The sequence below is a fragment of the Leucobacter sp. WKLB1 genome (assembly GCF_059696215.1).
In genome coordinates this window covers 75,164-99,546 of sequence record NZ_AP046115.1, presented here as the reverse complement: position 1 = coordinate 99,546, position 24,383 = coordinate 75,164, and the positions used below count along the sequence as shown (strand labels likewise).

The 24,383-nt window shown below is 68.1% G+C and carries 24 protein-coding genes; 14 read left to right on the top strand and 10 right to left on the bottom strand.

The genetic code is table 11. The annotated features are described in order from the left end of the window. Positions 1-43 precede the first annotated feature (43 nt). From ACZF5Y_RS00495 to ACZF5Y_RS00485, 3 genes are all read right to left on the bottom strand, one after another. Positions 44-805 (bottom strand): amino acid ABC transporter ATP-binding protein, encoded by a 762-nt coding sequence (locus ACZF5Y_RS00495; RefSeq protein WP_497533859.1) that lies wholly within the window; start codon positions 803-805, stop codon positions 44-46. Further along, complete coding sequence (locus ACZF5Y_RS00490; RefSeq protein ID WP_497533858.1) at positions 802-1,554, bottom strand: amino acid ABC transporter permease; 753 nt, start codon at positions 1,552-1,554, stop codon at positions 802-804. Before ACZF5Y_RS00490 ends, ACZF5Y_RS00495 begins: the two co-directional genes overlap by 4 nt. Before the next feature lie 66 nt (positions 1,555-1,620). Further along, positions 1,621-2,487, bottom strand: coding sequence for a transporter substrate-binding domain-containing protein (locus ACZF5Y_RS00485; RefSeq protein WP_497533857.1), 867 nt, complete (start codon positions 2,485-2,487; stop codon positions 1,621-1,623). A 178-nt stretch (positions 2,488-2,665) separates the two neighbouring features. Here ACZF5Y_RS00485 and ACZF5Y_RS00480 point away from each other — a divergent pair, with 178 nt between their 5' ends. From ACZF5Y_RS00480 to ACZF5Y_RS00455, 6 genes are all read left to right on the top strand, one after another. Further along, the gene (locus ACZF5Y_RS00480) at positions 2,666-3,817 is read left to right on the top strand and encodes an AAA family ATPase (protein WP_497533856.1); all 1,152 of its coding nucleotides are present in this window, start codon (positions 2,666-2,668) and stop codon (positions 3,815-3,817) included. Then, a complete protein-coding gene (locus ACZF5Y_RS00475) occupies positions 3,802-4,446 on the top strand; it encodes a Pr6Pr family membrane protein (protein WP_497533855.1) in 645 nt (214 codons plus the stop codon). The genes ACZF5Y_RS00480 and ACZF5Y_RS00475 overlap by 16 nt, the downstream gene beginning before the upstream one ends. A 74-nt stretch (positions 4,447-4,520) precedes the next feature. Next, positions 4,521-4,730, top strand: coding sequence for a heavy-metal-associated domain-containing protein (locus tag ACZF5Y_RS00470; protein ID WP_497533854.1), 210 nt, complete (start codon positions 4,521-4,523; stop codon positions 4,728-4,730). 2 nt (positions 4,731-4,732) lie between these two features. Further along, entirely contained in the window at positions 4,733-6,979 is a 2,247-nt protein-coding gene (locus tag ACZF5Y_RS00465; protein WP_497533853.1) for a heavy metal translocating P-type ATPase, read from the top strand. A gap of 124 nt (positions 6,980-7,103) precedes the next feature. Further along, the gene (locus ACZF5Y_RS00460) at positions 7,104-8,288 is read left to right on the top strand and encodes a MarP family serine protease (protein ID WP_497533852.1); all 1,185 of its coding nucleotides are present in this window, start codon (positions 7,104-7,106) and stop codon (positions 8,286-8,288) included. Between the two features lie 86 nt (positions 8,289-8,374). Beyond that, positions 8,375-9,298, top strand: a complete 924-nt coding sequence (locus ACZF5Y_RS00455; RefSeq protein WP_497533851.1) for an ankyrin repeat domain-containing protein — start codon at positions 8,375-8,377, stop codon at positions 9,296-9,298. Between the two features lie 26 nt (positions 9,299-9,324). Here the strand turns inward: ACZF5Y_RS00455 and ACZF5Y_RS00450 are convergent, their stop codons facing one another. The 3 genes from ACZF5Y_RS00450 to ACZF5Y_RS00440 form a co-directional block, all read right to left on the bottom strand. Continuing rightward, positions 9,325-9,975, bottom strand: coding sequence for a GntR family transcriptional regulator (locus tag ACZF5Y_RS00450; RefSeq protein WP_497533850.1), 651 nt, complete (start codon positions 9,973-9,975; stop codon positions 9,325-9,327). Between the two features lie 69 nt (positions 9,976-10,044). After that, positions 10,045-11,274 (bottom strand): sensor histidine kinase, encoded by a 1,230-nt coding sequence (locus ACZF5Y_RS00445; RefSeq protein ID WP_497533849.1) that lies wholly within the window; start codon positions 11,272-11,274, stop codon positions 10,045-10,047. Then, positions 11,271-11,945 (bottom strand): response regulator transcription factor, encoded by a 675-nt coding sequence (locus tag ACZF5Y_RS00440; RefSeq protein ID WP_497533848.1) that lies wholly within the window; start codon positions 11,943-11,945, stop codon positions 11,271-11,273. Before ACZF5Y_RS00440 ends, ACZF5Y_RS00445 begins: the two co-directional genes overlap by 4 nt. A 125-nt stretch (positions 11,946-12,070) precedes the next feature. On the opposite strand from ACZF5Y_RS00440, the gene ACZF5Y_RS00435 reads away from it, so the two are divergent. The 5 genes from ACZF5Y_RS00435 (at position 12,071) to ACZF5Y_RS00415 (ending at position 16,662) form a co-directional block, all read left to right on the top strand. Then, positions 12,071-12,547 (top strand): hypothetical protein, encoded by a 477-nt coding sequence (locus ACZF5Y_RS00435; RefSeq protein WP_497533847.1) that lies wholly within the window; start codon positions 12,071-12,073, stop codon positions 12,545-12,547. Between the two features lie 39 nt (positions 12,548-12,586). Continuing rightward, the gene (locus ACZF5Y_RS00430; protein ID WP_497533846.1) at positions 12,587-13,654 is read left to right on the top strand and encodes a peptidoglycan-binding protein; all 1,068 of its coding nucleotides are present in this window, start codon (positions 12,587-12,589) and stop codon (positions 13,652-13,654) included. After that, a complete protein-coding gene (locus tag ACZF5Y_RS00425; RefSeq protein WP_497533845.1) occupies positions 13,651-14,376 on the top strand; it encodes an ABC transporter ATP-binding protein in 726 nt (241 codons plus the stop codon). Before ACZF5Y_RS00430 ends, ACZF5Y_RS00425 begins: the two co-directional genes overlap by 4 nt. Continuing rightward, positions 14,364-15,569, top strand: a complete 1,206-nt coding sequence (locus ACZF5Y_RS00420; protein ID WP_497533844.1) for an ABC transporter permease — start codon at positions 14,364-14,366, stop codon at positions 15,567-15,569. The genes ACZF5Y_RS00425 and ACZF5Y_RS00420 overlap by 13 nt, the downstream gene beginning before the upstream one ends. 85 nt (positions 15,570-15,654) lie before the next feature. Beyond that, positions 15,655-16,662: a putative FMN-dependent luciferase-like monooxygenase gene (locus tag ACZF5Y_RS00415; protein ID WP_497533843.1), complete on the top strand. Its 1,008-nt coding sequence runs from the start codon at positions 15,655-15,657 to the stop codon at positions 16,660-16,662. 36 nt (positions 16,663-16,698) lie between these two features. Here ACZF5Y_RS00415 and ACZF5Y_RS00410 read toward each other — a convergent pair whose 3' ends face one another. Further along, positions 16,699-18,099: an MFS transporter gene (locus ACZF5Y_RS00410; RefSeq protein ID WP_497533842.1), complete on the bottom strand. Its 1,401-nt coding sequence runs from the start codon at positions 18,097-18,099 to the stop codon at positions 16,699-16,701. 117 nt (positions 18,100-18,216) lie between these two features. Here ACZF5Y_RS00410 and ACZF5Y_RS00405 point away from each other — a divergent pair, with 117 nt between their 5' ends. After that, entirely contained in the window at positions 18,217-18,786 is a 570-nt protein-coding gene (locus ACZF5Y_RS00405; protein ID WP_497533841.1) for a helix-turn-helix domain-containing protein, read from the top strand. A 35-nt stretch (positions 18,787-18,821) separates the two neighbouring features. Here the strand turns inward: ACZF5Y_RS00405 and ACZF5Y_RS00400 are convergent, their stop codons facing one another. After that, a complete protein-coding gene (locus ACZF5Y_RS00400; RefSeq protein ID WP_497533840.1) occupies positions 18,822-19,439 on the bottom strand; it encodes a TetR family transcriptional regulator in 618 nt (205 codons plus the stop codon). Between the two features lie 489 nt (positions 19,440-19,928). After that, the gene (locus tag ACZF5Y_RS00395; RefSeq protein ID WP_497535353.1) at positions 19,929-20,390 is read right to left on the bottom strand and encodes a MarR family winged helix-turn-helix transcriptional regulator; all 462 of its coding nucleotides are present in this window, start codon (positions 20,388-20,390) and stop codon (positions 19,929-19,931) included. Positions 20,391-20,559: 169 nt separating this feature from the next. On the opposite strand from ACZF5Y_RS00395, the gene ACZF5Y_RS00390 reads away from it, so the two are divergent. Both ACZF5Y_RS00390 and ACZF5Y_RS00385 read left to right on the top strand, forming a co-directional pair. After that, a complete protein-coding gene (locus ACZF5Y_RS00390; RefSeq protein ID WP_497533839.1) occupies positions 20,560-21,804 on the top strand; it encodes an MFS transporter in 1,245 nt (414 codons plus the stop codon). A gap of 45 nt (positions 21,805-21,849) precedes the next feature. Continuing rightward, a complete protein-coding gene (locus tag ACZF5Y_RS00385) occupies positions 21,850-22,674 on the top strand; it encodes an aldo/keto reductase (RefSeq protein ID WP_497533838.1) in 825 nt (274 codons plus the stop codon). Between the two features lie 252 nt (positions 22,675-22,926). Here the strand turns inward: ACZF5Y_RS00385 and ACZF5Y_RS00380 are convergent, their stop codons facing one another. Further along, positions 22,927-24,297 carry an LCP family protein gene (locus ACZF5Y_RS00380; RefSeq protein WP_497533837.1) on the bottom strand — a complete coding sequence of 457 codons (1,371 nt, stop codon included), beginning with the start codon at positions 24,295-24,297 and terminating at the stop codon, positions 22,927-22,929. Positions 24,298-24,383 lie beyond the last annotated feature (86 nt).

Below are 24,383 nucleotides of genomic sequence, written 5' to 3'. Positions count from 1 at the left end.
CGGCTGTCGGGCCGCGGGTGAGGTCGGTGCCGAAGGCGGCGAATTAGATCTGATAGTCGATACGCCCGATGGCGATGTGATATTCCCGCAGAAATTCTCGTGTGCGCGGCTTGGCACCGGCGCCGAAGAAGGTGTCGGGCGCGGCGTCGTCGATGATGCTTCCTCCCTCGAGGAAGAGGATGCGCTGGGCCACGTTCCGCACGAAGTTCATCTCGTGCGACACAATCGCCATCGTCTGTCCTTCGGCGGCGATCTCGCGAATGGTCGCGAGCACCTCGCCGACGAGCTCCGGGTCGAGCGCCGATGTGGGCTCGTCGAGCAGCAGCACCTTCGGCTGCATGGCGAGCGCCCGCGCAATGCCAACGCGCTGCTGCTGACCTCCAGAGAGCTGCGCCGGATACTGCTGCGCGTGGTCGGCGAGCCCCACCCGGTCGAGGTACGCGAGCGCATCGCGCTCAGCGTCTCGCCGCGGGAGCCCGCGGATAATGCGCAGCCCCTCGGCGACGTTCTCCTGCGCGGTCTTCCGAGAGAAGAGGTGGAACTGCTGAAACACCATCGCGGTGCTGCGTCGCAACGCCAGCACGTCGGCACGCTTCGCCGTACTGGCGTCGACGACGAGATCACCGATCGCGACGGTCCCCGAATCAGGTCGCTCTAAGAAGTCGATGCAGCGCAGCAGGGTCGACTTGCCGGCGCCCGACGGCCCGACGATCGCGGTGACCTGCCCCTCGGCGAGCGTGAGCGAGAGTTCGTGCAGGATCCTCCGCTCGCCGAACGACTTCGAGAGATTCGAGAGGGTGATCATGCGGGCACCTCATCCTTCGCGGCGCGCATGCGGAACGTCTTCGGGGCGAGCGCGCGCGGCCGCTCCATGCGCTGCTCGACGATGCGTGCGATTTGCTCGATGACGACGGTCAACGCCCAATAGATGATCGCCGATGCCAAGTAGGCCTCGAAGAAGCGGTAATCGCGGCCGCCGAGAATTTTTGCGAACGCTGTGATCTCAATCACCGAGACGACGAATGCCAGCGACGACGCCTTCAGCATGCCGATGAAGTGATTGACGAGCGTCGGGAATGCGACGATCGCGGCGTTGGGGATCGTGATGCGGCGCAGCGTCTGCCACGGGGTCATGCCCAGCGCGTGTGCCGCCTCGATCTCCTTGCGATCCACCGAGAGCAGCGCCGCCCGGATGGTCTCAGAGCTGTAGGCCGCCTCGGTGAGGGCGAAGGTCATCGCAGCGACCAGGAACGGCGAGATTGTGAGCGCGTCGAACGAGGTGCCGAACTGCGCGTTGATGTACAGGATCGCGATGGGCACCGCGTTGACGTTCAGCAACAGCTGCACGAGTTGGGGTGTGCCGCGCAGGTAGGAGACGAGCACTGCAGTGATCTGGCTGAGCACGGGCACGCGCGCGATCTTGATCAGGGCCATGATGAGGCCGAGCACGGTTCCAAGTGCGGTAGCGACCACGCTGAGTGCGAGCGTCACCGGGATGTAGGGCAGCAGCGCGATCGTGTATTTGACGAGCGCGTCGAAGTCGATGATGTTCATGTGGGGCTTGGGTGAGCGCAGAGGCACGAGTGCGCCGCGCGAGTCTCCCCGCGCGGCGCGATCGCACTAGAGCTTCGGTGAGACGTCGATGCCGTCGAAGAACTGCTCGCTGAGTTTCGTGAGCGTGCCGTCTTCGTTGAGCTCCTTCAGCGCACCGTTGATCTCGGGCAGCACCGTGTCGAGGTTCGGGGTCTGCTTCGAGAAGGCGTACGCCGAGAGCAGGTTCGTGCCGAAATCCTTGACGAGGTAGTCACCGTCGAAGGGCACGAAGGTGACCGGCAGATCCTGATCGGTGCCGTAGCCCTTCGACACCACCTTGTCTTCGAGAATGAAATCGACCGCGCCCGTTGCGAGGTTCTTGTGCTGGGTCTGCAGGTCGGCCTCGGAGTACTCGATCTGGATGGCCTGATCGGGGTGCGCCTCGTTGTGCGACTCGAGGATGCGGGTGAAGTTCAGCCCCGCCTCGCCATACGTCTTCTTGCCGGCCAGTTCGTCGAGCGTCGTGACCTTCTCGAGGCCCGAGCCGTCTTTCACGGTGATGCCGAACTGGGCCTGGATGTTCGCGTCGCTGAAGTCGTACTTCTCCTTGCGCTCATCGGTCACCGAGAGGTTGTTCGCGACAATGTTGAAGCGACCGGAGTCGAGACCCGCGAAGAGGGCGGGGAACTCGGCGGTCTCGAAATCGAAGGCGATGTCGGGCAGCTTCTCGTCGATCGCGCGCAGCACCTCGATGTCGTACCCCGTGAGCGTGTTGTCGTCATCGAGGTAGGTGAACGGCTTCGGCGAGGCGCCAGTCGCCACGAGCAGCGTCTGCACCTCGGCCGCGTCGCTGCTCTCCGCCTCTGCACTGGCCGTGGTGGAGCAAGCGGTCGCACCGAAGGCGAGGGCTGCGAGGGCGCCGATGACGGCGGTGGTTCGAACGATGCGCTGCATGGTCTGGGTGGTCCTTTTTTCGGGGAAGCGGCGAACTGCCAGGCATCAGCGTAGGAAGTAGTTATGTATCCATCAAAATTATGTGTCGCATTCTTACTACTTATTTCGTTACGGCGTCATCCCAGCCCTGCCGACCGGCACCAAGCCCACTGTCGGCGGCAACTGTCACAATGCCTGCATGCTCACCACCTTCGCCGTCGGCGGCTACCGTTCGCTCGTCGATGTCATCGTGCCACTGGGGCAACTCACCGTGATCTCGGGCGCGAATGGCACCGGAAAGTCGAACCTGTATCGCGCCCTGCGCCTGCTCGCATCGGCCGGCGAGGGGCGCATCGTCGGCGCGATCGCACGCGAAGGAGGGCTCGAAAGCGCGCTCTGGGCGGGGCCGGAGGTGCCCGGCGGGCAGGGCGGCCCACGCTCTCGCCCGGTGTCGCTGCGCCTCGGGTACAGCTCTGACGAGTACGGCTACCTCACCGACCTCGGGCTGCCGCAGGTCGACCCGGCTCGCAGCTTCTTCACACGAGACCCCGAAGTGAAGCGCGAGCAGGTGTTCGTCGGCCCGTTCGCGCGCCCGGCCTCCGTGCTGGTCGACCGCACGCGCGCGGCAGTGCGCGTGCGCGAGAACACCGGCTGGCGTGCGCTGCCGCAGATGCTCGGCCCCGGCCAGAGCGTGCTGCTCGATCTCGAAGACGCGACGGCGCTGCCTGACACCCTGCGCGTGCGGCACCGCATGGCGCAGTGGCGCTTCTACGACCACTTCCGCACCGACCCCGACGCCCCGTCGCGCGCGCCGCAGGTCGGCACGCGCACTCGATGGCTCAGCGGCGACGGCGCCGACCTCGCGGCGGTGTGGGCGACCGCGATCGAATCCGCGCAAGACCGCGAACTGAACGGTGCCGTCGCCGACGCCTTTCCCGGTTCTCGCGTCTCGATCGACGCCGCAGGCGGGGTGTTCCGCCTGCTGCTCGAACAGCCCGGCCTGCTGCGCCCGATGACCACGGCCGAGCTCTCGGATGGCACGCTGCGCTACCTGCTGCTCTGTGCGGCGCTGCTCCCCGCCGATCCGCCCCCACTCATCGTCGTCAACGAGCCCGAGGCGTCGCTGCACGAAAGCCTGATCCCAGCCCTCGGTCAGCTCATCGCGACCGCGGCCCGACGCACCCAGGTCATCGTGGTCACGCACTCCCGCGTGCTGCATCGCTCGCTCGCCGAAGCCGGCATCGGCTCTGGCGAGCATTCGTCGATCGAGCTCGCTTCCGACGGCACCGGCACGCAGGTTGCCGGGCAGGGCATTCTCGACGTACCGCGCTGGGAATGGCCGAAACGGTGATGGCGGCGATCGCCCGCGCCCGCATCACCGTCGGTGCTGCGGTACTTCTCGTGATGGGCCACACCTACTCGCTCGGCACCGGCGGATGGAACCCCTTCGACTTCTTCGGCTACTTCACCAACCTCACGAATCTGCTCACCGCCGCGGTGCTGATCACGACCGGAATCATGGCGCTGCGTCGCCCCAGGGTGCCCGAGCCACCGTGGCTGCACACCGCCCGCGGCGTCGCTGTCGTGTGCATGCTCATCGTCGGGGTCGTGTACAACGTGCTCGTGCCCGGCACTGGCTCAGCGCCGCCCTGGGTCAGCGCCGCGCTGCACATCGTGATGCCAGCGCTCATGCTGCTCGATTGGATCTGCATCGGCGACCGCGGTGCGCTCCCGTGGCGCCACTGGTGGGCGGTGTTCCCTTACCCGTTGGCCTGGCTCGCCGTCGTGCTCATGCGCGGCGCCACCGACGGCTGGGTACCCTACGGCTTCCTACTGCCCGCGCGCGGAGCGGGTGCACTCGCGGCGACGTGCGGTGGGCTGCTCGTCGCGCTCGCAGTGAGCGGAGCTGTGGTGTGGGGGCTGAGTCGGTTCGGCGGGGTGATTCGCCGAACGCCGCTGCAGCAGGAGACGACCCCTTGAAAGATACCCCCCATGGGTATATGGTGGCAGCGATGGAACACCTCCATCGTGCACCGATCCGAAGGACGACCAACATGACCACCACCGAATTCACCGTCACCGGCATGACCTGCGGTCACTGCGAGCGAGCGGTGCGTTCCGAGGTCGGTGAGATCCCGGGCGTCTCTGAGGTCTCCGTCAGCGCTTCCACCGGTCACCTCGCGGTCGTCACCAACGGCCCCGTCGACTCGGCTGCAGTGCTCGCCGCCGTCGAAGAGGCCGGGTACACCGCGCAGGCGGCCTGATCATGTCATCGACCACGCTCCCGTACGAGCTCGAGATCGGGGGCATGACCTGCGCCTCCTGCGCCATGCGCATCGAGAAGAAGCTGAACAAACTCGACGGAGTCGAGGCGACGGTCAACTACGCCACCGAAAAGGCTCGCGTACAGGTGCCCGCAGACTTCGATCCCGCGCGGCTCATCGCCGAGGTCGAGAAGACCGGCTACACCGCTGCACTCCCGAAGCCGCCGGCTCCCGAATCTACTGAACAGCTCGCCGAGCAGCCAGACTCCGAGCTCACCGCACTGCGCCACCGACTCATCGGCGCGATTGTGCTGTCGGTTCCGGTGATCCTGCTCGCCATGATTCCGGCCCTGCAGTTCACCTACTGGCAGTGGGCCTCGCTCGCGCTCGCCTCGCCGGTGATTATCTGGGGCGCCTGGCCGTTCCACCGCGCCGCCTGGATCAACCTGCGCCACGGTGCCGCGACGATGGACACCCTGGTCTCGGTTGGCACGTCGGCCGCCTATCTGTGGTCGCTCTACGCGCTCTTCTTCGGCATGGCCGGCATGCCCGGCATGGTGCACGCGTTCGAGTTCACCGTGCAACCGAGCGACGGGGCGAACAACATCTACCTCGAGGTCGCGGCGGGCGTCACAATGTTCTTGCTCGCGGGCCGCTACTTCGAGCAGCGATCGAAGCGCCAAGCCGGCGCCGCGCTGCGGGCCCTGCTCGAACTCGGCGCGAAAGACGTCGCCCTGTTGCGCGACGGCGTCGAGACCACCATCGGCATCGGCGACCTCGCCGTCGGCGACACCTTCGTGGTGCGCCCCGGCGAGAAGATCGCTACCGACGGCGTCATCGTCTCGGGTCACTCCGCGATCGACGCCTCCATGTTGACCGGAGAATCCGTGCCCGTCGAAGCGGCCCCCGGCGATGCAGTGACCGGCGCGACCGTGAACACGAGCGGTCGCCTCGTTGTGCGCGCCACCCGCGTCGGCTCGGATACGCAACTCGCGCAGATGGCGCGCCTCGTCGAAGACGCGCAGTCGGGCAAGGCAGAGGTGCAGCGGCTCGCCGACCGCATTTCAGGCGTCTTCGTTCCCATCGTGATCGTGATCGCCCTCGCGACGCTGGTCGCGTGGCTTGTCGCGGGATTCCCGGCGGCGAGCGCGTTCACGGCCGCTGTCGCGGTGCTCATCATCGCCTGCCCGTGCGCACTGGGCCTCGCCACCCCGACGGCGCTGCTCGTCGGCACCGGGCGCGGGGCGCAGATCGGCGTGCTCATCACCGGCCCCGAGGTACTCGAGTCGACCCGCCTCGTCGACACCGTCGTGCTCGACAAGACCGGCACGGTGACCACCGGGCGCATGTCACTCGCTGAGGTCATCACTGGCGCGGGCACCGATCGCGCCGAGGTGCTTCGCCTCGCCGGCGCACTCGAAGACGCCTCGGAGCACCCGATCGCCCAGGCCATCGCCACCGGCGCCACGGCTGAGCTCGGCGCTGCGCTGCCGGAGGTCGACGGCTTCCAGAACCTCGAGGGCCTCGGCGTCAGCGGAGTCGTCGATGGGCATGCCGTGCTCGTCGGTCGGCGCGCGCTCATGGAGAGCTGGGCAATCGCCCCCGATGCGACGCTCGTCGAGGCCATGGCCTCCGCTGAGCACGCCGGCCGCACCGCCGTGCTCGTGGCGTGGGATGGCGAGGTGCGCGGCATGCTCGCTGTTGCCGACGCGGTGAAGCCGACGAGCGCCGAGGCGATCCGCCAACTCACCGAACTGGGCCTCACGCCGATACTGCTCACCGGCGACCATCGCACGGTTGCCGAGCAGATCGCCGCGGGAGTCGGCATCACGGAAGTCATCGCCGAGGTGCTGCCTCGCGACAAGGCCGATGTGATCTCGCGGCTGCAGCGCGAGGGGCGGGTTGTCGCGATGGTGGGAGACGGCGTCAACGATGCCGCAGCGCTCGCGCAGGCCGACCTCGGGCTCGCCATGGGCACGGGCACGGACGCCGCGATCGAGGCCTCAGACATCACCCTCGTGCGCGGCGACCTGCGCAGTGCGGCCGACGCGATCCGGCTCTCGCGGCGCACGCTCTCCACGATCAAGGTCAACCTGTTCTGGGCGTTCGCCTACAACGTGGCCGCGATTCCACTCGCTGCCCTCGGGCTGCTGAACCCGATGCTCGCCGGTGCTGCCATGGCGTTCTCGAGCGTCTTCGTGGTGGGCAACAGCCTGCGACTGCGCTCATTCCGCAGCCGCGCGGTGTAGTCGGCTGACGCTCTCGGAATAGCGCCGTTCTCACACCGAGCCTGCGCTCCCTTCCCAGGCCCGATCGCTACAGTTCCGGAAAGCACCGGGCTGCGGGCCCGTGCACGACCGCCCAGGAGACCCGATGCTTCCGATCGCCGACATCATCATGCTGGTGGTGCTGATCGCTGCCACGATCTTGGGGGTCCGCTCCGGCTTCTTCTCGGTGCTCGGTGCGCTCGCCGGGCTCGTCGTCGGGGCCGCTCTTTCGCCGTGGCTGCTGCCCATCATTGCGCGCGAGATCCCCGAGAACGCGTGGCGCAGTGCGGCCGTCGTCGGCTCGGCGGTGCTGCTGCTCGCGGTCGGGGCCGGGCTCGGGTCGCTGGTCGGGTCGTGGTTCAGGCGCGGGGCTGATCGCCTCAAGCTCCGCTTCGCCGAACGCCTGCTCGGCGGGGCGCTCGGCCTCGTCGCATCGGTCGTCGCGGTCTCGCTCATCGGTGCCGGCATCGCATCGTCGGGGGTGCCCGTGGTGTCTTCGGCCGTCGCATCGTCATCGGTGCTGCGCACACTGCAGCAGTGGACGCCGGCTCCCCTGACTGACGCGGCCGCACGCCTGCAGGCTGCGGTGCTCGACGACACGGTGATCCCGACCGTCGACGCCCTGCTCGATGGCGACCTCGGCGTCTCCCCCGACGTCGCCGCAATCGACACCGACGACCCCGCGCTCGCGCAGGCCGCGCAGTCGGTCGCGCGCATTTCGGGGGTCGCGTACGGGTGCTCGACGATGCCGACGGGCTCGGGGTTCGTCGTCGCGGAGGATCGCGTGGTCACCAATGCCCACGTCGTCGCCGGCGTCGACACCCCGCTGGTCGAGCTGCCGGGAGAACCGGCGCGCGACGGCCAGGTCGTGTACTTCGACCCGATCGACGACCTCGCCGTCATCGCCGTCGACATCGATGCGGCGCCTCTACCGATCGATGACACCCTCATTCCCGGCAGTGCAGGCGCAGTCGAGGGCTACCCCTACGGCGGACCGTTCACGACCGTGGCGGCCGGCGTGCTGGCGACGCGCGACGCTCCGATCGCCGACATCTACAACTCGTCGACATCACCGCGGTCCATTCACGTGCTCTCGGCGAATGTGCGACCGGGCAACTCCGGGGGCCCGCTGTTGACTGCAGAGGGCGGGGTCGCCGGCGTCGTCTTCGCGCGCGATACGCAGCGCGAAAACGTGGGGTACGCGATGACCGTCGCCGAGCTGCTGCCGGTGCTCGCAACGCTCGACTCGGCCACGTCGCCCGTCTCCACCGGCGCCTGCATCCCGGGCTGACGCCGAGGAGCGGCCCGCTTCGCGCACGATCACAGTTCAACCGATCGGTTGACGCGCCGGGTACCCGAGGTTTCTACCGTGGAATCATGCCTGCTCCCACCCGGTTCCCCGCCCGCCTCACCTCCACGCTCGCCGCAGCCGCGATCGCCGCGATCGCTCTCTCGGGGTGCGCCCCCGAACCCGAGGCGCCGGTTGATCCGACCCCCGCGAGCGAAACGAGCATCCCACCGGCGACCTCGACTCCCGCGCCCGAACCCGCCCCCGACCCGGCACCCGAGGTGCGCGCCGACCTGGAGGGCCTCAGCACCGCTGAACTGAACACCCGACTCATCGCAGCAGCATGGGCCGACGACGTTGCCGAGGCGACCGACCTGATCACCGCCGGCGCTGACGTGAACGCGCAAGACGAGACCGTGCAGAGCGCCTACCTGATCGCGACGAGCGAGGGGTACGACGATCTGCTCGCGCTGACGTTGGAGCACGGCGCCGACCTTGCGACCCTCGATTCGTACCACGGCACGGGGCTCATCCGCGCGGCCGAGCGCGGACACACGTCGGTCGTCGGCACCCTCATTCAGCAGGGCATTAGCATCGACCACATCAACAACTACGGCTACGTCGCGCTGCACGAAGCCCTCATCTACGCGAAACCCGACCAGGTGCAGCAGTATCAAGACACGGCCCGCGTGCTCATCGCCGCCGGAGCCGACCTCAGTATCGCGACCGGCAACACCGGCCAGACGCCGTCGATGCTCGCCGAGCAGTACGGTCTCGGTCGTCAGGCCTCGCTCATCGCGCGGGCCATTCACTCTCCCGTCGCCCCGGCCGACGCGCAGGCCGCACTGTTTCGCGCAGCCGCTACCGGAGACCCCGACCTCACCGCGCTCGCATTGCGCGCCGGTGCTTCGATCTCGGAGCCCGATGCTGACGGCCACAGCGCACTCGACCTCGCCCGCGCGAACGATCACCCCGTCACCATCACCCTGCTCGTCGCACTCGGAGCGCAGTAGGGCGATGGGGCGGCCGCAGGCCGGCGCTACTCCACGGCAATGAAGTGCATCTGCTCGATGCACCGCTGCGCCGCGTGCGCATCCCGAGTATCGACCGCGTCGCTCAGTGCGGCCGCCGTATCGCGCAGCTGCTCCCACTGAATGAGCCGATCGGTGACCGTCACACTGAGGTGGAATCCGATCGACGTCACCGACTCACCGACGACGCGGCGCAATGTGCGGTTGGGGCAGAGCCCCACAAGCATCTCGTGCAGCCCCTGCAGTGCGGGCACCGCCCGCTCGGCGTCTTCGGCTGCCGCCGCCTGCCCGACTGCGCCGATCTGGCTCTGCAAGCGCGCTCGTGACTGTCGGTCGAGCTCGGGCACGACGAGCCCGATGACACCCGCAGCGAGGGCGCCGATCGCCTGAATCTCTTCGACGGCCCGATTCGGGTCGGGCAGCACCACCCGCGTGTGACGCTGCGCTTCGGTCTCGATCAATCCGTCTGCCGCGAGCAATGCCACCGCCTCGCGAATCGGCGTCCGCGAGATGCCGAGCCACTCCTGCAGCGCAACATCGTCCAGTCGTTCACCAGGCTCAAAGGTGCCGTTGAGTATCGCCGCTTTCAACGAGTCGTAGGCGTCATCGCGCAGGGTGCGGCGCTTCTTCGTCGGCGTCAGAGGAACGGGAACTGGCATGGCACACCCTTTCGAGTCGCGACTCGGAGAAATTTGGATATGCCAATGGTAACGCCGCACGTGTGCGGGTCAGTCCGGGAAGCCGACCCGCACCTCGAGCCCGCCGCCCGCCTGCGCTCGCGCCGAAACTTCTGCGCCGTGCGCTCGAGCGATCGAGGCGACGATCGCCAACCCGAGACCCGCGCCCTCGCCCGGGCGATGCTGACGCGGATGCAGGCGGCGGAAGGGTTCGAAGAGACCGTCGACGAGCGCCGCGTCGATCTCGGCGCCCGTGTTCGACACCACGAGTGTCGCACCGGTTCCGGTCTGCCCGGCCGACGAGGCGTTGCCCGGCGTCAGCACAACCGACGCCAACCCCTGTACCGACAGGTTGTACGCGATCGCGTTCTCGACGAGGTTGCGCACGAGGTGCTTCAGCAGCACGGCGTCACCGTTCACCTGCGTCGGGCCCGCGGGTGCCGCCACAGTCAGTGCGATGCCGCGGTCGGCGGCCGCCGTTGCGCATTCCGCGGCCACGCCGCGCGCCACCTCGTCCAGCTGCACAGGTGCCTCGTGCTGCAGCCCTTGGTCGCTCGATGCGAGCAGCAGCAGCCCCTCGAGCAGATGCTCGTTGTCGATCGCGGCATCGATCAGTTTCTCGCGGATGCGGGCGACTCGTTCGGGCGTCGGGTCGACGAGTCCGATCTCGGCGGCGCTGCGCTGCACGGCGAGCTGCGTGCGCAGTTCGTGCGCGGCGTTCGCAACGAAGCGCTGCTGCGACCCGACGAGCGTATCGATGCGGTCGAGGAGTTCGTCGAAGGTATCGGCGAGCTGTTTCAGCTCGCCGGGGGGCGCGTCGAGGTCGATTCGCCGTGACAGGTCGGTGACGGCGATCGAGCGGGCTGCGGTCGCCATCTGCCCGACGGGGCTCAGTACGCGGCCGGCGAGCCACCAGGCGAGCCACATGGAGAGGGCCCCCAGAATGACGAGCAACCCGATCGCGATGACCAGGTATTGGGTCAGCGCGGCCTCGGTCGCCACCACCGAGATCGCCTGGGTCATCGCGAACTCGCCGCCCCCGTCACCGATGGCTTCACCACCCTCGGGCAGCACTGGCTGAGCCGCCTGCGTGTCGGGGAACTGCCCCATCTCTACCGAACTCGCGGGGTCCAGCGCGACGAGAATCGCGTCGGGCAGCGACCACCGAAAGGCGAGGTACACCGCGATGACGAGCACCGTGCTCATCGCGATCAACAGCCCTCCGTAGACCAGGGTCAGCTTGCCGCGTTCGCCAAAGGCGGCACCCCGCAGCCGAATCATGACGACTCCTCGCTCATCGTCAAGCGATACCCCACCGCGGGAACGGTCACGATGACCGCGGGTTCACCGAGCTTCTTGCGCAGCTTGCTCATAGTGATGCGCACGGCGTTGGTGTCGTAGCTGGTGCCCGACTCCCACACCTGCTCGATGAGGTCTTCGTTGCTCACGACGCCGCCATCGGCGCGGGCGAGAGCCTCAAGCACCGCGAATTCTTTCGGCGAGAGCTGCAGGTGGCGCCCGTCTCGGGTGGCGGATCGCGCCACCGTGTCGACCGTCACCTCTCCGCGACGCAGCGTCGGCGGCTGCGCAGGGTGTACCCGCCGCCCGAGCGCAAGTACGCGCGCGAGCAACTCCTGATGCGCGAACGGCTTGGACAGATAATCGTCGGCGCCGAGCGCGAGCCCTCCGACTCGATCCTGAATCGAGGTCGCCGCCGTGAGCATGAGCACGCGCGTGAGCAGACGCTCGTCAATGATCCAGCGGCAGACGTCGTCACCGCGCAGGCCGGGCAGATCGCGGTCGAGCACGGCGACGTCGTACTCGCCGAATTGCAGCAGGCGCTTCGCCTCGAGCCCGTCGTGTGCGACGTCGACCGCGAGTGCGGCGGCTCGCAACCCTTCGGCGATCATCTCCGCCAGAAATTCCTCGTCTTCCACCACCAATACGCGCATGGCTTCATTCTCGCCGGTGCCCGTGTGTCGAAATCATATCCGCCGACGATAGAGCACCGAAATCGGCGCATCGAGTGAACTGGCACCACCGCCGAACCGGGCGGCCCCACGAACAGGAGAGACCGATGACCCCCACGAAGAAGTTCGCCAAGATCGCCGCACTCGCCGCCATCCCCCTGCTGCTCGCCGGGCTCGCCGGCTGCACCTCGTCGGCTGACGGTGATGCGAAAGGCGACACGAAGAGCTCCTCCAGCACCGGCGGCGTGCAGGCCCAAGGCGAGTACGACGAGTGGTACCTGGGGTTCGCGAAGTGCATGCGCGGGAAGGGCGTCGAACTTCCCGATACCCCCGAGCCGAGCATGTCGATCTCCGCCGACGATGGCTACGTCGAGGCGAGCGAGGCGTGCCTGAACGAAGTCGGGGCTGCGCCGGGGCAAGACGCGGGCGACGACAGTGCGACGAACGACGCCATGCGCCAGACAGCGAAGTGCTTCCGCGAGAAGGGCTACGACGTGCCCGACCCGAAGCCGGGCCAGGCGGGCATGATCCCCGATGCCCCGCAGGACGTCGTCGACCAGTGCCTCGCAGCGAGCGGTCGCTAATCGTCGCATTTCACACCCCCGCTTCAGAAGGAGATACTCATGAAACGCAGAATCGTCGCAGTCGCGGCTTGGTTCCTCGGCCTCGCCCTCATCGGCGGGGTCGCGGCTGCGGCGATCTCGCTGCGTCCGGCGCCCGAATCACCGCAGAACGAATCGCCGCACACCTCGACCGCCGAGATCGAGCAGGGCACGCTCGAAGGCTCGAGCAGTGCGTCTGGCTCTCTCGGGTACGGCACCCCGCGTGACCTCGACCCGACGCTCTCGGGCGTGCTCACCTGGGCACCCGACCCCGGCGCGAATGTTGGGCTCGGCCAACCGCTCTACTCGGTGAACAACGACCGGGTGTACCTCATGTTCGGCGCAACGCCCGCCTGGCGCGAGTTCAAGACCGGCATGCCGAGCGGTCCTGACGTGCAGCAGCTCGAAGAGAGCCTGCAGGCGCTCGGCTTCTTCGGCGACACCCCAGATGAGGTCTTCGACTGGGTGACTCGCGAGTCGATTCGCGAGTGGCAGGATGCCACCGGGCAGAAGCGCACCGGCGAGATCGCACTCGGCGAGGTCGTCTTCGAAGCGGGCAGCGTGGGCGTCGCCAACGTACCGAACCCGGTCGGGTCCGCGGCGGCGCCGGGCACACCGGTGCTCGCCATCACCGATCCTGCACAGCAGGTGCAAGTCGACCTCTCGCTGTCGGATCAGCGTCTCGCCGTGGTCGGAGCAACGGTAGAGATCGAGCTCCCCGGCGGCACGACAACGCAGGGAACCGTGCAATCGGTCGGTATTCCCACCGAGCGCAAGGACGACCAGTCGGGCGAGAAGAAAACGGTCATCCCGGTCGCCATCTCGCTCGACGATCCATCTGCCGCGGGCGACCTGCAGGAAGCCTCCGTCACGGTGCAGTTCCCCTCCGAGCGCCGTGAAGATGTGCTGTCGGTGCCGGTCGGTGCGCTGCTCTCGCTGCCGGATGGTACTTTCGGCGTCGAACGCGTCGCCGAAGACGGAACCACGAGCCGCGTGCCCGTTGAAACCGGACTCTTCGCGGGCGGACGGGTCGAGATTTCAGGTGACGGCCTCAAGGCCGGCGACACTGTCACGGTGCCAGACGCATGAGCGGCGCAGATATGAAGGCCATCATCGAGCTCGATGCCGTCGAGCGCAGCTACGGCGAACCGCCGGTGCTCGCCTGTGCGGGCGTCACCCTCTCGATCGCGACGGGAGAACTCGTCGCGATCGTCGGGCCGAGCGGTTCGGGCAAGTCGACACTGCTCAATCTCATCGGCACCCTCGACCGGCCGACCGCAGGGTCGGCGCGCATCGACGGTCTCGACGTGCAGCAACTCTCGGATCGCGAACTCTCCGCGGTGCGCGGGTCACGGATCGGCTTCGTGTTCCAGCAGTTCCACCTCGCCGAAGGGGTCACCGCGGTCGACAATGTCGCTGACGGGCTGCTGTACGCCGGCGTCCCGGTGCGCGCGCGTCGAGACGCCGCACGCGTCGCACTCGAACGGGTCGGCCTGTCGCATCGCCTCGACCATAAACCGCATCAGATGTCGGGCGGCGAACGTCAACGCGTGGCGATCGCCCGCGCGGTGGTCGCCCGGCCACCGCTGCTGCTCGCCGACGAACCGACCGGCAACCTCGACAGCGCTTCGGGGGCCTCGGTGATCGAGCTGCTCTACGAACTGAACCGTCAGGGCACCACGGTCGTCGTGATCACCCACGACGCCGAGCTCGCCGCCGAACTCCCCCGTCAGATCGCGATTCGCGACGGCCGGGTCGTCTCGGATACCCGTACCGCACCCCTCGGGGAGGAACCCTCATGCACCACGTGACCTCGACCACCGCTTCACCGCGTTCGCGCCTGCTGTGGCGCGACGTGCTGCGACTCGGCTCGACCGGATTGCGAGCCAGGCCGGTGCGCGCGATTCTCTCCGCACTCGGCATCGCCATCGGCATCGCCGCGATGCTGTCGGTCGTGGGCATCTCGGCATCGAGCCAGGCACGACTGAACGACGAGCTCTCCGCACTCGGCACGAACCTGCTCACCGCGCAGGCCGGCACGGACTTCGCCGGCAAGAACGTGCCACTCCCTCTCGACGCCGTTGGCCGTGTCGCACGCATCGACGGCGTGCAAGAGGTCGGCAGCACCGCATTGCTCGACGAGTACGTCTATCGCAATCAGCTCGCCGATCCGGGTGCAACCGGGGGCATCAGCGTGCTGGCCGCGCATCTCTCACTGCTCGACGTGGTCGGCGGGAGGTTGCGCGCGGGAGCGTGGCTGAACACGGCGACGGCACAGTACCCCGCCGTCGTCTTGGGCGCGACCGCAGCAGAACGACTCGGTATCGGCTCGCCGGGAGCGCAAGTGTGGCTGGGCGGGCAGTGGTTCACCGTCAGCGGCATTCTCGAGCCGGTCGCGCTCGCGCCCGAGATCGACACCGCCGCACTCATCGGTGAGCCCGTCGCCGCCGAGCTCTTCGCGTTCGATGGCAGCCCCACCGTGGTCTACGAGCGTTCGGATGACGCCTCTGTGTCTCAGGTGCTGGCCGCGTTGGCCCCCACGTTGAACCCCCAGGCCCCCTCCGAGGTCAAGGTATCGCGCCCCTCCGACGCACTCGCCGCCAAGAACGCCGCCGATCAAGCGTTCTCGGGCCTGCTCGTCGGCCTCGGCTCGATCGCGCTGCTCGTCGGTGGCATCGGTGTCGCGAACACCATGATCATTTCGGCACTCGAGCGCAAGCGAGAGATCGGGCTGCGGCGCGCGCTCGGCGCGACGCGGGCGCACATTCGCCGCCAGTTCCTCGCCGAATCACTCTTGCTCTCGCTGCTCGGCGGTCTGCTCGGGGCCGTTATTGGTGTCACGGCGACCGCAGGAATGGCGCTCGCGAACGGCTGGCCCGTGGCCTTGTCGCCCGCCGTGATCGCCATCGGCATCGGTTCGACCCTCGCCATCGGCGCGGTCGCCGGGCTCTACCCCGCTGTACGCGCGGCACGGACGCCACCGACCGCCGCGCTGGCGGGGTGATCCGCCGACCGTCGTCATCGCGAGTCACGCACCCGAGCGGCACCAGTAGCCTGGATGCAGCATCCCCACCGCAAGGAGTCGCACCATGACCGCTGCCCGCCTCGGGCTCTTCACCCGCCTGCTCGAACCCGTTTCGGCCGCCGACCGCTACCGCTTCGCGCTCGAACAGATCGATGCGGCAGAGACGCACGGATTCGCCTCGGCCTGGGTGGCGCAGCACCACTTCGGGGAGCACGAGGGCGGCCTGCCGTCGCCGTTCGTGCTCCTCGCGGCAGCGGCCCGCGGCACTTCCCGCATCGAGCTCGGCACCGGCGTCGTCACCCTGCCGATCGATGACCCGCTGCGCGTGGCCGAAGATGCTGCCGTGCTCGATGCCCTGAGCGGCGGGCGCGTGCAACTGGGCATCGCCTCGGGTGGAACGCCCAGCTCGTTCGCACCGTTCGGCCACGACTTCGCACGACGCCGCGAGATCTTCGACGAGCACCTCGCCGTGCTCGACGCCGCGCTCGCGGGCAACGGGGTGCGGGGCACCGAGGCACGCATCTACCCCGCGGCCGGCGATCTGGGGCGACGCATCTGGCAAGGCACGTTCTCGGCCGAGGGCGCAGCACGAGCCGGGCGTCGAGGCGATGGACTCATGCTGTCGCGCACCCAGCCGCGCACGGCCGAGCGCCCCGACGCACCGCTGCATGAGATTCAGCACCCGATCGTCGAGGCGTATCGCGCGGCCCTGCCTAAAGGCACCCCCGAGCGCGTGCTCGCGTCGCGCACCATTCTCGTCGTCGACGCCGAAGATCGGGACCGCGCGCTCGAACTCGCCGACGCGGGGCTGCGCCGCCTCGCGCAGCAGATGCACGGAGCCGACGCGGAGGCGCTCTCGATCGACGAGCTCGCACGTATTACCGACACTCACGTCGGCACCGCCGACGAAGTGATCGCCTCACTGCGCGCCGACGAGATACTGGCCCAGGCGACCGACGTCACCGCGCAGGTGCACTCCATCGACGCGACCCACGAACTCACGCTGCGCTCAATCGAGCTGCTGGCGACCGAGATTGCGCCCGCGCTCGGGTGGCACGTGCACCCCGCCTAGCCGATCACCCCGACGCGCTCACGCCCGGCTCGACACTCACACCCGTCGCGATCGCGCCGCGGTGCCGGCGACGCCGAGCAGCACGACACCGCACGCCAGCACGGTGATCCACGCCGGCAGCGATGCCGCGATGAGCTGCGGCCCCGAGGTGTGCGCGACGAAGCTCGCCGCGAGCGCAATGCCGATCGCGGTGCCCACCTGTCGCGCGGTCGATGCGGTGCCACTCGCGACACCCGCGCGATCCGGCGCAAGCCCGTTCACCGCCGTGTTCGTGATCGGCGCGTTCGCGAACCCCACCCCGATACCCACCGCGAGGTAGACCGGAGCCCACCATGCCGGGCCGACACCCCCAACAACGCCGAGGAAGAGCGCCCCGCCGAGCGTCAGCGCGATCGCGGCGATCATCAGGGGCAGCCGCGCGCCCGAGCGCCCCACGAGGTACCCGGCGATCGGCGCACACACCGTCGAGGCGATCGCCATCGGCAGCGAAGCGGCCCCGGCCGCGAGGGGAGTCCAGCCGAACGACTCCTGCAGCAGGAGCGTCGTCGTCAGCAGGGTGATGCTGAAGCCCACGAACACCGCGATCGCCCCGACGACCGCTCCCACGAAGCTCGGCACGTGAAACAGCGCGAGGTCGATGAGCGGCTGCACCGTGCGGCGCTCGACCAGCACGAAGGCCACGAGCAGCGCGACGAACGCGATCGCACCGCCGAGCACGCCGGGGTGGCCCCAGCCCACGCGCGGCCCCTCGATGAGCAGCGCGACGCCGGTGCCGATCACGAGCATGAGCAGCGCCTGACCCGGCACATCGAGTGGGCGAGCGTGCTGTCCGCGCGACTCCGGCACGAAGATGGCGACGAGGATCATCGCAGCGGCGATCACCGGGGCGTTGATCCAGAACACTGCGCGCCAGTCGAACGCGGCGATCAGTGCGCCGCCGACGAGCGGCCCCGCCGCCATACTCACTCCGAACACCGAGCCCCACACGCCGATCGCCCGCGCGCGTTCGGTCGGGTCGGTCATCACTTGCACGACGATCGACAGCGCTACCGGGGTGAGCATCGACGCTCCCACCCCCTGCAGTACGCGCGCGGCGATGAGGGCCCCGGGATCCGACACGCACGCGTATACGATCGATGCCGCGCCGAAGACCGCCAACCCGATCTGGAACACGCGTCTACGGCCGAATCGATCAGCCAGCGCCCCGGCCGTCATGAGGAGGCTTGCGAACGGCACCGTGTACGCGTCGACCACCCAGGCGAGGCTGCCGCTGCCGACCCTGAGCCCGGCACCGATCGCGGGGAGTCCGACCGTGACAATCGTCGTATCGAGACCGACCAGGAACAGCGCCGACGCGCAGATCGCGAGGATTGTCCAGCGTCGACGGGCGGTGGGAGCGGAGGTGGACGTGGGCGGAGGCGTGCGGGTGGCAGTCATCGACGGTACCGGTCTTTCTGGCTCGACGTCACGCGATCGCGTGCCGAACAGCAGTCAGTGTCTCCCGAAGTGCATCATCGCGCCGAGAGTTTTTGCGGAATCTGCAAAAATACCGACATGGACTGCGACGTCGACGAAACCATCGCCGCAATCGGCCCCCGAGTGCGCGAGCCGCGCCGCGCCCGGCACTGGACGCTCGCCGATCTCTCCCGACGCACTGGCTTGTCGGTCAGCGCACTCTCGCGGCTTGAGACCGGCCACCGCCAGCCCACACTCGACCTGCTCCTGCCCCTCGCCGCCGCATTCGCCATCGCGCTCGACCACCTGGTCTCCGCACCGGCAACCGGCGACGCGCGCGTGCACCTCTCGCCGCGGCGTTCGCAGAGCGGGGGTGTGATCGTGCCGCTCACCGAGTCGCCCGGCAACGTCAGAGTGTTCAAGCAGGTGCTCGGGCCGCGCGAAGTTCGCCTGCGGTCGCATGCTGGGCACGCCTGGCTCTATGTGCTCGCCGGAACCCTACGACTTATTTTGGACGGTGCGGAGCACTGTGTCGCCCCCGGTGAAACCGCGGAATTCTCTTCGCTGACCCCGCACTGGTTCGGACCGGCCGATGGTCGGGCCGTCGAGATCTTGCATCTGTACGGGCCCCGAGGCGAACGTGCCGTTTCACGCGTCGCGGCGCACTAGCGACAGGGTGCGCTCGGGGCCTCTCCGGCAGCCGCCTACTGCGCGGGACGCAGCAGCCGTTGCACGAGGGGCAGCGCGCGCTCGATACGCGCGGGCAGCGAGGCCCAGCGGTCTGCCATGCCCGACATCATCTGAGCGCCGATGTAGATCTCGGTGATGAGTTCCGCGAGCAGCTCAGGTGCCTCGGTCGTCGTAATCGACCCCTCGGCGACTCCCTGCTCGATCAGTTCGAGCGTGGCCTGCTGCCATCGAGTGTACGAATTGTGCCCGTGCTCCTTGAGCTCTTCGGGCAGCGAGTCGACCAGCTGCAGCCCTGCTTGCACCAGGGTGTCGCCCGCCATGAGCTCAGCAAGGCGCGGCAGCATCACCAGAATGGTGTCGTAGGCCGAGCGACCCACCTTGATTTCTTCTTCGAGAAGTGCGCTCATGCGATCCTGCTGCACGGTGAGCACCGCTTCAGCGATGTCGTACTTGTTGCCGAAGTGGAAGTAGATCGAGCCCTGGCTCGCACCGGCCTCGTCAGAAATGTCTTTCAACTTGGCCTGATCGTAGGTGAGTCGCGAAAACACGCGACCCGATGCCTCGAGCAGCGCCAGTCGGGTTTCGATTCCGCGCTGCTGCTTCGTGCCAGCGCCCTCAATGTGTGGTGCCATCGGCGACTCCTCGGAACGTCTTGTCTCCACCGGTTCCGGTGGGCATAGGTCAAAGATAACGGCCCAGTTTTGGTTTTCGCCGCAGATTGGCGCAATGGCGCACAATCCGTTCGAATTTATCGCATTTCGTGCACATGTGCGCACACGATCCGAGATCAGTGCGAATTGTATGTCGCATTTTGTGCCAGCATTGAGTGTTCTTGGCTCAGGTTTGCTGCGCGACTTGGATCGGCTAAGCCGCGCTTCGAAGCCGAACCGGACGCGACCTGCTCCCCGCTCCACACTCCCCGCCCAACGCCCACCTTCGCTCGCGCAGGAGAAACCGCGAGTCACGGAGCGCCGGCCAGGATTCCGACCGCACGACGCGATTTCTCCTGCGCGACGAAACGCTGCGGCTGGCACACGCGCCGGCAAAGCGCCGGCACGGCGCTGGCAGGCAGGGCGCAGGCACGCAGGGCGCAAACGCAAGTACGGCGCCGCCCGACGCATTCAGGCGGCTGGCTCAACCCCCGCGTGCGATTCCTGCAGCGCCCGCACGACCGGGGCGAGCTCGGGCTGCTCGGCCGCCTCGGCCAGCGCACGCTCGAGCGTCGCGTCGTGCAGCGGATGCGCTCGGTCATAGAGCGCATGGCCAGCGGCGGTGAGCTCCGTGTAGATGCCGCGGCGGTCGTCGGCGCAGAGAATGCGCGTGAGCAGGCCTCGGTCTTCGAGGCGCGTCACGAGGCGGGTGGTGGCGCTGGCACTGAGTGCCGTGGCTCGGGCGAGCTGCTGCATGCGCATGTGCCACCCGTCTTGACGATTGAGCGCGTCGAGCACGGTGTACTCGACTACCGAGAGCTCGACCGCTGCGGCGAGCGCTCGCTCGAGTTCCGCCTCGATCAGGGTGTGCAGCGCGGCGAGCGTGCGCCACCCGTGCGCGCGAATTTCGACGGCGTCGTCGGCAATGCCCATCATGTCTCCCGGTGCTCGGCGTACGCGCGATCCGGTACACACTGCTGCATGCACGGCGCGCGAGCGCATTCGTTGCTTGCGCCGACTAATTGCGTGTGCAATCATTATCTGCGCTGACGCAATATCCCGCGCCTGCAACTAGTTTACTCGGAAAGCTCAGGAACACCACATGCCACTGGGACTCATTGCCCTCGCTCTCGGAGCCTTCGGAATCGGGCTCACCGAATTCGTCATCATGGGCCTGCTGCCGGAGGTCGCCACCGACTTCGGGGTCTCGGAAGCGGCCGCCGGGTGGCTCATCTCGGGCTACGCACTGGCCGTCGTCGTCGGCGCGCTCGGCCTGACCGCCGCCACCACGCGGCTGCCCCGCAAGCCTGTACTGCTCGGCCTCATCGTGCTCTTCATCGTCGGCAACGCGACCACGGCCCTCGCGAACGGATATGACCTCGCCATGGTCGGCCGCATCATCGCCGCACTCAGCCACGGCGCCTTCTTCGGCATCGGCTCGGTCGTCGCGGCCTCCCTCGTCGCCCCCGGCAAACAGGCCCGAGCGATCGCGATCATGTTCACCGGCCTCACCGCTGCGAACGTGTTCGGCGTTCCGTTCGGCACGTTCATCGGTCAGCAGTTCGGCTGGCGATCCACCTTCTGGATCATCTCGGCCATCGGGCTCGTGGCCTTCGCGGGTATCGCGATCCTCGTCCGCGCGCCGCGCGACCACGCCCCGGCTGTCAGCCTCCGCTCCGAGCTCGGCGCATTCCGTTCAGGCCAGGTCTGGCTCTCGCTCACCGTCACCGTGCTCGGCTACGGCGGCATGTTCGGCGCTTTCACCTACATCGCCTACACGCTCACCGAGGTGACCGGCTTCGCGAGTTCGACCGTGCCCTGGCTGCTCGTGCTCTTCGGCCTCGGGCTCGTCATCGGCAACTGGGCCGGCGGTCGCCTCGCCGATCGGTCGATCGACGGCAGCCTCATCGGGTTCATCGCCGCGCTCACCGTCGTGCTCGTACTCTTCGGCCTGCTCGCGTCGTCGCCGACCGCCACCATCTTGATACTCGTGCTGATGGGCGGCTTCGGGTTCGGCACCGTACCCGGCCTGCAAAGCCGGGTCATGCAGTACGCCGGCGGAGCGCCGACGCTCGCATCGGGCGCCAACATCGGCGCATTCAACGTCGGCAACGCGCTCGGCGCCTGGGCGGGCGGCGTCGGCATCACGCTCGGCCTCGGCTACACCGCACCCATCTGGATCGGCGCCGCCCTCACCACCGTCGCACTCGTCGTGATCATCGCGGCGGCAACTGCCGCGCGGCGCAGCGCCGGCGCGAGTCGCCCCGCCGCCAGGCACCTCGCCGCGCAGCACGCAGCGGAAGATCTGCACTCAGCGGACTCCCTACAGCCCGAACCCACCCGCTGAGCGCAGCTCACCCACCTCCACACACCCACCGCACCAGGAGACCCCATGACCATCCCCACCATCACCCTCAACTCGGGCATCGAGATGCCGCAGCTCGGCTTCGGCGTCTTCCAGGTGCCTGACGACGAGACCACCGCCGCCGTCACCGCGGCGCTCGAGACCGGCTACCGCAGCATCGACACCGCCGCGATCTACGGCAACGAGATCGGCGTCGGTCGCGCCCTCGCCGCATCTGGCATCGCCCGCGACGAACTGTTCGTCACCTCGAAGGTCTGGATCGACGACCACGGCATCGACGGCGCCCTGCGCGCCTACGACGCGACGCTCGAGCGACTCGGCCTCGACGCGCTCGACCTCTACCTCATTCACTGGCCGACGCCAGCACGCGGCACCTACGCCGATACCTGGCGTGCGCTCGAGCGACTGCTCGCCGAAGGTCGCGTGCGGGCCATCGGCGTCTCCAATTTCGAGCCGGATCATCTCGACCACATCGCGAGCGCGCACGGCATCGTGCCCGCCGTGAACCAGGTCGAACTGCACCCCGCGCTGCAGAATCGCGCGGTCGTCGCCGCGAACACGGCGCGCGGGATCGCCACCGAGGCGTGGAGCCCGCTCGCTCAAGGGGCGGTGCTCGGCGAGCCGGCGATTCGCGACATCGCCGCCCGGCACGGCAAGACGCCTGCCCAGGTCGTGCTGCGCTGGCACCTGCAGCAGGGCCGCATCGTGATTCCGAAGTCGACGACGCCCGCGCGCATCGCCGAGAACTTCGACGTGTTCGGGTTCGCGTTGTCGGGCGAGGAGCTCGCGGCGATCGACGGCCTGGAGCGCGACGGTCGCACCGGGCCGCACCCGGCTCAGTTCAACGGGTGAGACGGTGCGCCGGTGCCGCGGCACCGCGACGCCGCGGCACCGCGCTCAGCTCCGATCTTTCGTGCACACGGAGAACTTCCATCGTTCGGACGATGCGCCAGATTTCGACCGCATGAGTGAATTTTTCCTGCAGGACGGGAGACAACCGGGGCATCAGGTGTCGGATCGCCGGCTCAAGCGGGGCGACCCTGTCAGGGCACGAGGCGATACCACACCGCACGAGGCGGCCCAGCAGACCAGGGATGCGCCCGGTCAGAGCACCGTGCGCCCCTGCGAGCAAGTGACGGTGGCGGCGTTCTGACCGGTGATCCCCTCGCCCGTCGAGGTCGCGGAAGCGTCAGCTGTTGCGGAGGTATCAGCTGTCGCTGCATCGGCGCCGGTTGAGGAATCAGCCGCCGCATCTGCGACAGACGCGGCACCGCTCGCATCCGCAGTGGAGTTGGCATCGGAGTCGGCAGCGGCAGCGGCCTCGGCATCGACTCCGGCCTCGACAGCGTCGACCCCGCTCGCGTCGGCGACTCCCCCGGCGTCGGCTGATCCCACCTGATCCTCCGTGACGACGCCTTCACCGGTGCCGCCCACCGTGATCGGCGTTCCACTGATCAGTGCTTCGTTCAGCGCAGACGCCTGCGGTTCGAGGGCGACGAGACGCCCTTCGGCGTAGGGGTGCCGAGCTGTGGGGTACTGCACGAAGGTGATGTTCTCGAGCTCGATGTTTTGCATCGTGCCGGCCGCGGCCTGCAAGAAGGGCATCGACTGCATGTTCGATGAGAGCACCATGTTGCTGATTGCGGCCTTCGCGAGCCCGTAGACCTTCACCGGGTCTGACAGCGTTTCGGCGCTCTTGAGCTTGCGCATGAGCGCCGACATGAACACCTGCTGATTGCTGATACGACTGGTGTCGCCGCCGTCGCCCACGCCGTAGCGGGTGCGCAAGAACTGCAGCGCCTCAGTGCCCTCGAGCGTGACCTGACCGGCGGGCAGATCGAGATCGGTGTTCGGGTCGACGATGGGTTGGGCAAGACAGACCTCGACGCCGCCGACAGCGTTCGACATCGCGATCACCCCGTCGAATGAGATCTCACCGGCGTAGGGAATCTCGAGGCCGGTGAGTTCCGACAGGGTCGCCGCGACGCAGGGAAGTCCGCCGCTGTTCAAGGTCGAATTGAGTTGCTGCTCGCTCATCGCAGAGTAGTAGTCGGGCTCGCCATTGGGCCCGGGGCAACTCGGAATCGGCAGCATCAGATCTCGCGGGAAACTCACGACCGTCGCGCTCTGGTGGTCGGCGGCGATGTGCAGCAGCAGGTTGACGTCGTTGAGGTTTCCCTCTTCACCGTCATCGATGCTCTGCCCCGCACGCGAGTCGGTACCGACGACGAGCACGGTAAGCGGACCGTCGATGGTGCCCGACGAGATTTCAACCGGGTCGCCGCCGGGAAGTTCGACGGTATTGATGCCTCCGACGAGGCTCCACACGGCGAATGCTCCGACCGCGACGGTGCTGAGCGCAACGGTGAGGATCGTCGCGACCGCAAAGCGCACCCCGTTCGCCCACGGATTGGACGCACGCAGCTGCCCGTGTCGAACCTGATCGGTCATCGGGAGGTCTGAGGTGGGGCGCATGCTGTCCCTTCACGTGCCGGCGAATGCTGGTCGGTCGATCGCGTGCTCCATGTCTACTTCATCGGGCGGCCGGCGCGGGGGCGCAC

What these genes read in the sequence shown, in the direction of transcription:
- ACZF5Y_RS00495 (WP_497533859.1), bottom strand. Translation starts at nt 805, where the DNA reads ATGATCACCCTCTCGAATCTCTCGAAGTCGTTCGGCGAGCGGAGGATC.
- ACZF5Y_RS00490 (WP_497533858.1), bottom strand. Translation starts at nt 1,554, where the DNA reads ATGAACATCATCGACTTCGACGCGCTCGTCAAATACACGATCGCGCTG.
- ACZF5Y_RS00485 (WP_497533857.1), bottom strand. Translation starts at nt 2,487, where the DNA reads ATGCAGCGCATCGTTCGAACCACCGCCGTCATCGGCGCCCTCGCAGCC.
- ACZF5Y_RS00480 (WP_497533856.1), top strand. Translation starts at nt 2,666, where the DNA reads ATGCTCACCACCTTCGCCGTCGGCGGCTACCGTTCGCTCGTCGATGTC.
- ACZF5Y_RS00475 (WP_497533855.1), top strand. Translation starts at nt 3,802, where the DNA reads ATGGCCGAAACGGTGATGGCGGCGATCGCCCGCGCCCGCATCACCGTC.
- ACZF5Y_RS00470 (WP_497533854.1), top strand. Translation starts at nt 4,521, where the DNA reads ATGACCACCACCGAATTCACCGTCACCGGCATGACCTGCGGTCACTGC.
- ACZF5Y_RS00465 (WP_497533853.1), top strand. Translation starts at nt 4,733, where the DNA reads ATGTCATCGACCACGCTCCCGTACGAGCTCGAGATCGGGGGCATGACC.
- ACZF5Y_RS00460 (WP_497533852.1), top strand. Translation starts at nt 7,104, where the DNA reads ATGCTTCCGATCGCCGACATCATCATGCTGGTGGTGCTGATCGCTGCC.
- ACZF5Y_RS00455 (WP_497533851.1), top strand. Translation starts at nt 8,375, where the DNA reads ATGCCTGCTCCCACCCGGTTCCCCGCCCGCCTCACCTCCACGCTCGCC.
- ACZF5Y_RS00450 (WP_497533850.1), bottom strand. Translation starts at nt 9,975, where the DNA reads ATGCCAGTTCCCGTTCCTCTGACGCCGACGAAGAAGCGCCGCACCCTG.
- ACZF5Y_RS00445 (WP_497533849.1), bottom strand. Translation starts at nt 11,274, where the DNA reads ATGATTCGGCTGCGGGGTGCCGCCTTTGGCGAACGCGGCAAGCTGACC.
- ACZF5Y_RS00440 (WP_497533848.1), bottom strand. Translation starts at nt 11,945, where the DNA reads ATGCGCGTATTGGTGGTGGAAGACGAGGAATTTCTGGCGGAGATGATC.
- ACZF5Y_RS00435 (WP_497533847.1), top strand. Translation starts at nt 12,071, where the DNA reads ATGACCCCCACGAAGAAGTTCGCCAAGATCGCCGCACTCGCCGCCATC.
- ACZF5Y_RS00430 (WP_497533846.1), top strand. Translation starts at nt 12,587, where the DNA reads ATGAAACGCAGAATCGTCGCAGTCGCGGCTTGGTTCCTCGGCCTCGCC.
- ACZF5Y_RS00425 (WP_497533845.1), top strand. Translation starts at nt 13,651, where the DNA reads ATGAGCGGCGCAGATATGAAGGCCATCATCGAGCTCGATGCCGTCGAG.
- ACZF5Y_RS00420 (WP_497533844.1), top strand. Translation starts at nt 14,364, where the DNA reads ATGCACCACGTGACCTCGACCACCGCTTCACCGCGTTCGCGCCTGCTG.
- ACZF5Y_RS00415 (WP_497533843.1), top strand. Translation starts at nt 15,655, where the DNA reads ATGACCGCTGCCCGCCTCGGGCTCTTCACCCGCCTGCTCGAACCCGTT.
- ACZF5Y_RS00410 (WP_497533842.1), bottom strand. Translation starts at nt 18,099, where the DNA reads ATGACTGCCACCCGCACGCCTCCGCCCACGTCCACCTCCGCTCCCACC.
- ACZF5Y_RS00405 (WP_497533841.1), top strand. Translation starts at nt 18,217, where the DNA reads ATGGACTGCGACGTCGACGAAACCATCGCCGCAATCGGCCCCCGAGTG.
- ACZF5Y_RS00400 (WP_497533840.1), bottom strand. Translation starts at nt 19,439, where the DNA reads ATGGCACCACACATTGAGGGCGCTGGCACGAAGCAGCAGCGCGGAATC.
- ACZF5Y_RS00395 (WP_497535353.1), bottom strand. Translation starts at nt 20,390, where the DNA reads ATGGGCATTGCCGACGACGCCGTCGAAATTCGCGCGCACGGGTGGCGC.
- ACZF5Y_RS00390 (WP_497533839.1), top strand. Translation starts at nt 20,560, where the DNA reads ATGCCACTGGGACTCATTGCCCTCGCTCTCGGAGCCTTCGGAATCGGG.
- ACZF5Y_RS00385 (WP_497533838.1), top strand. Translation starts at nt 21,850, where the DNA reads ATGACCATCCCCACCATCACCCTCAACTCGGGCATCGAGATGCCGCAG.
- ACZF5Y_RS00380 (WP_497533837.1), bottom strand. Translation starts at nt 24,297, where the DNA reads ATGCGCCCCACCTCAGACCTCCCGATGACCGATCAGGTTCGACACGGG.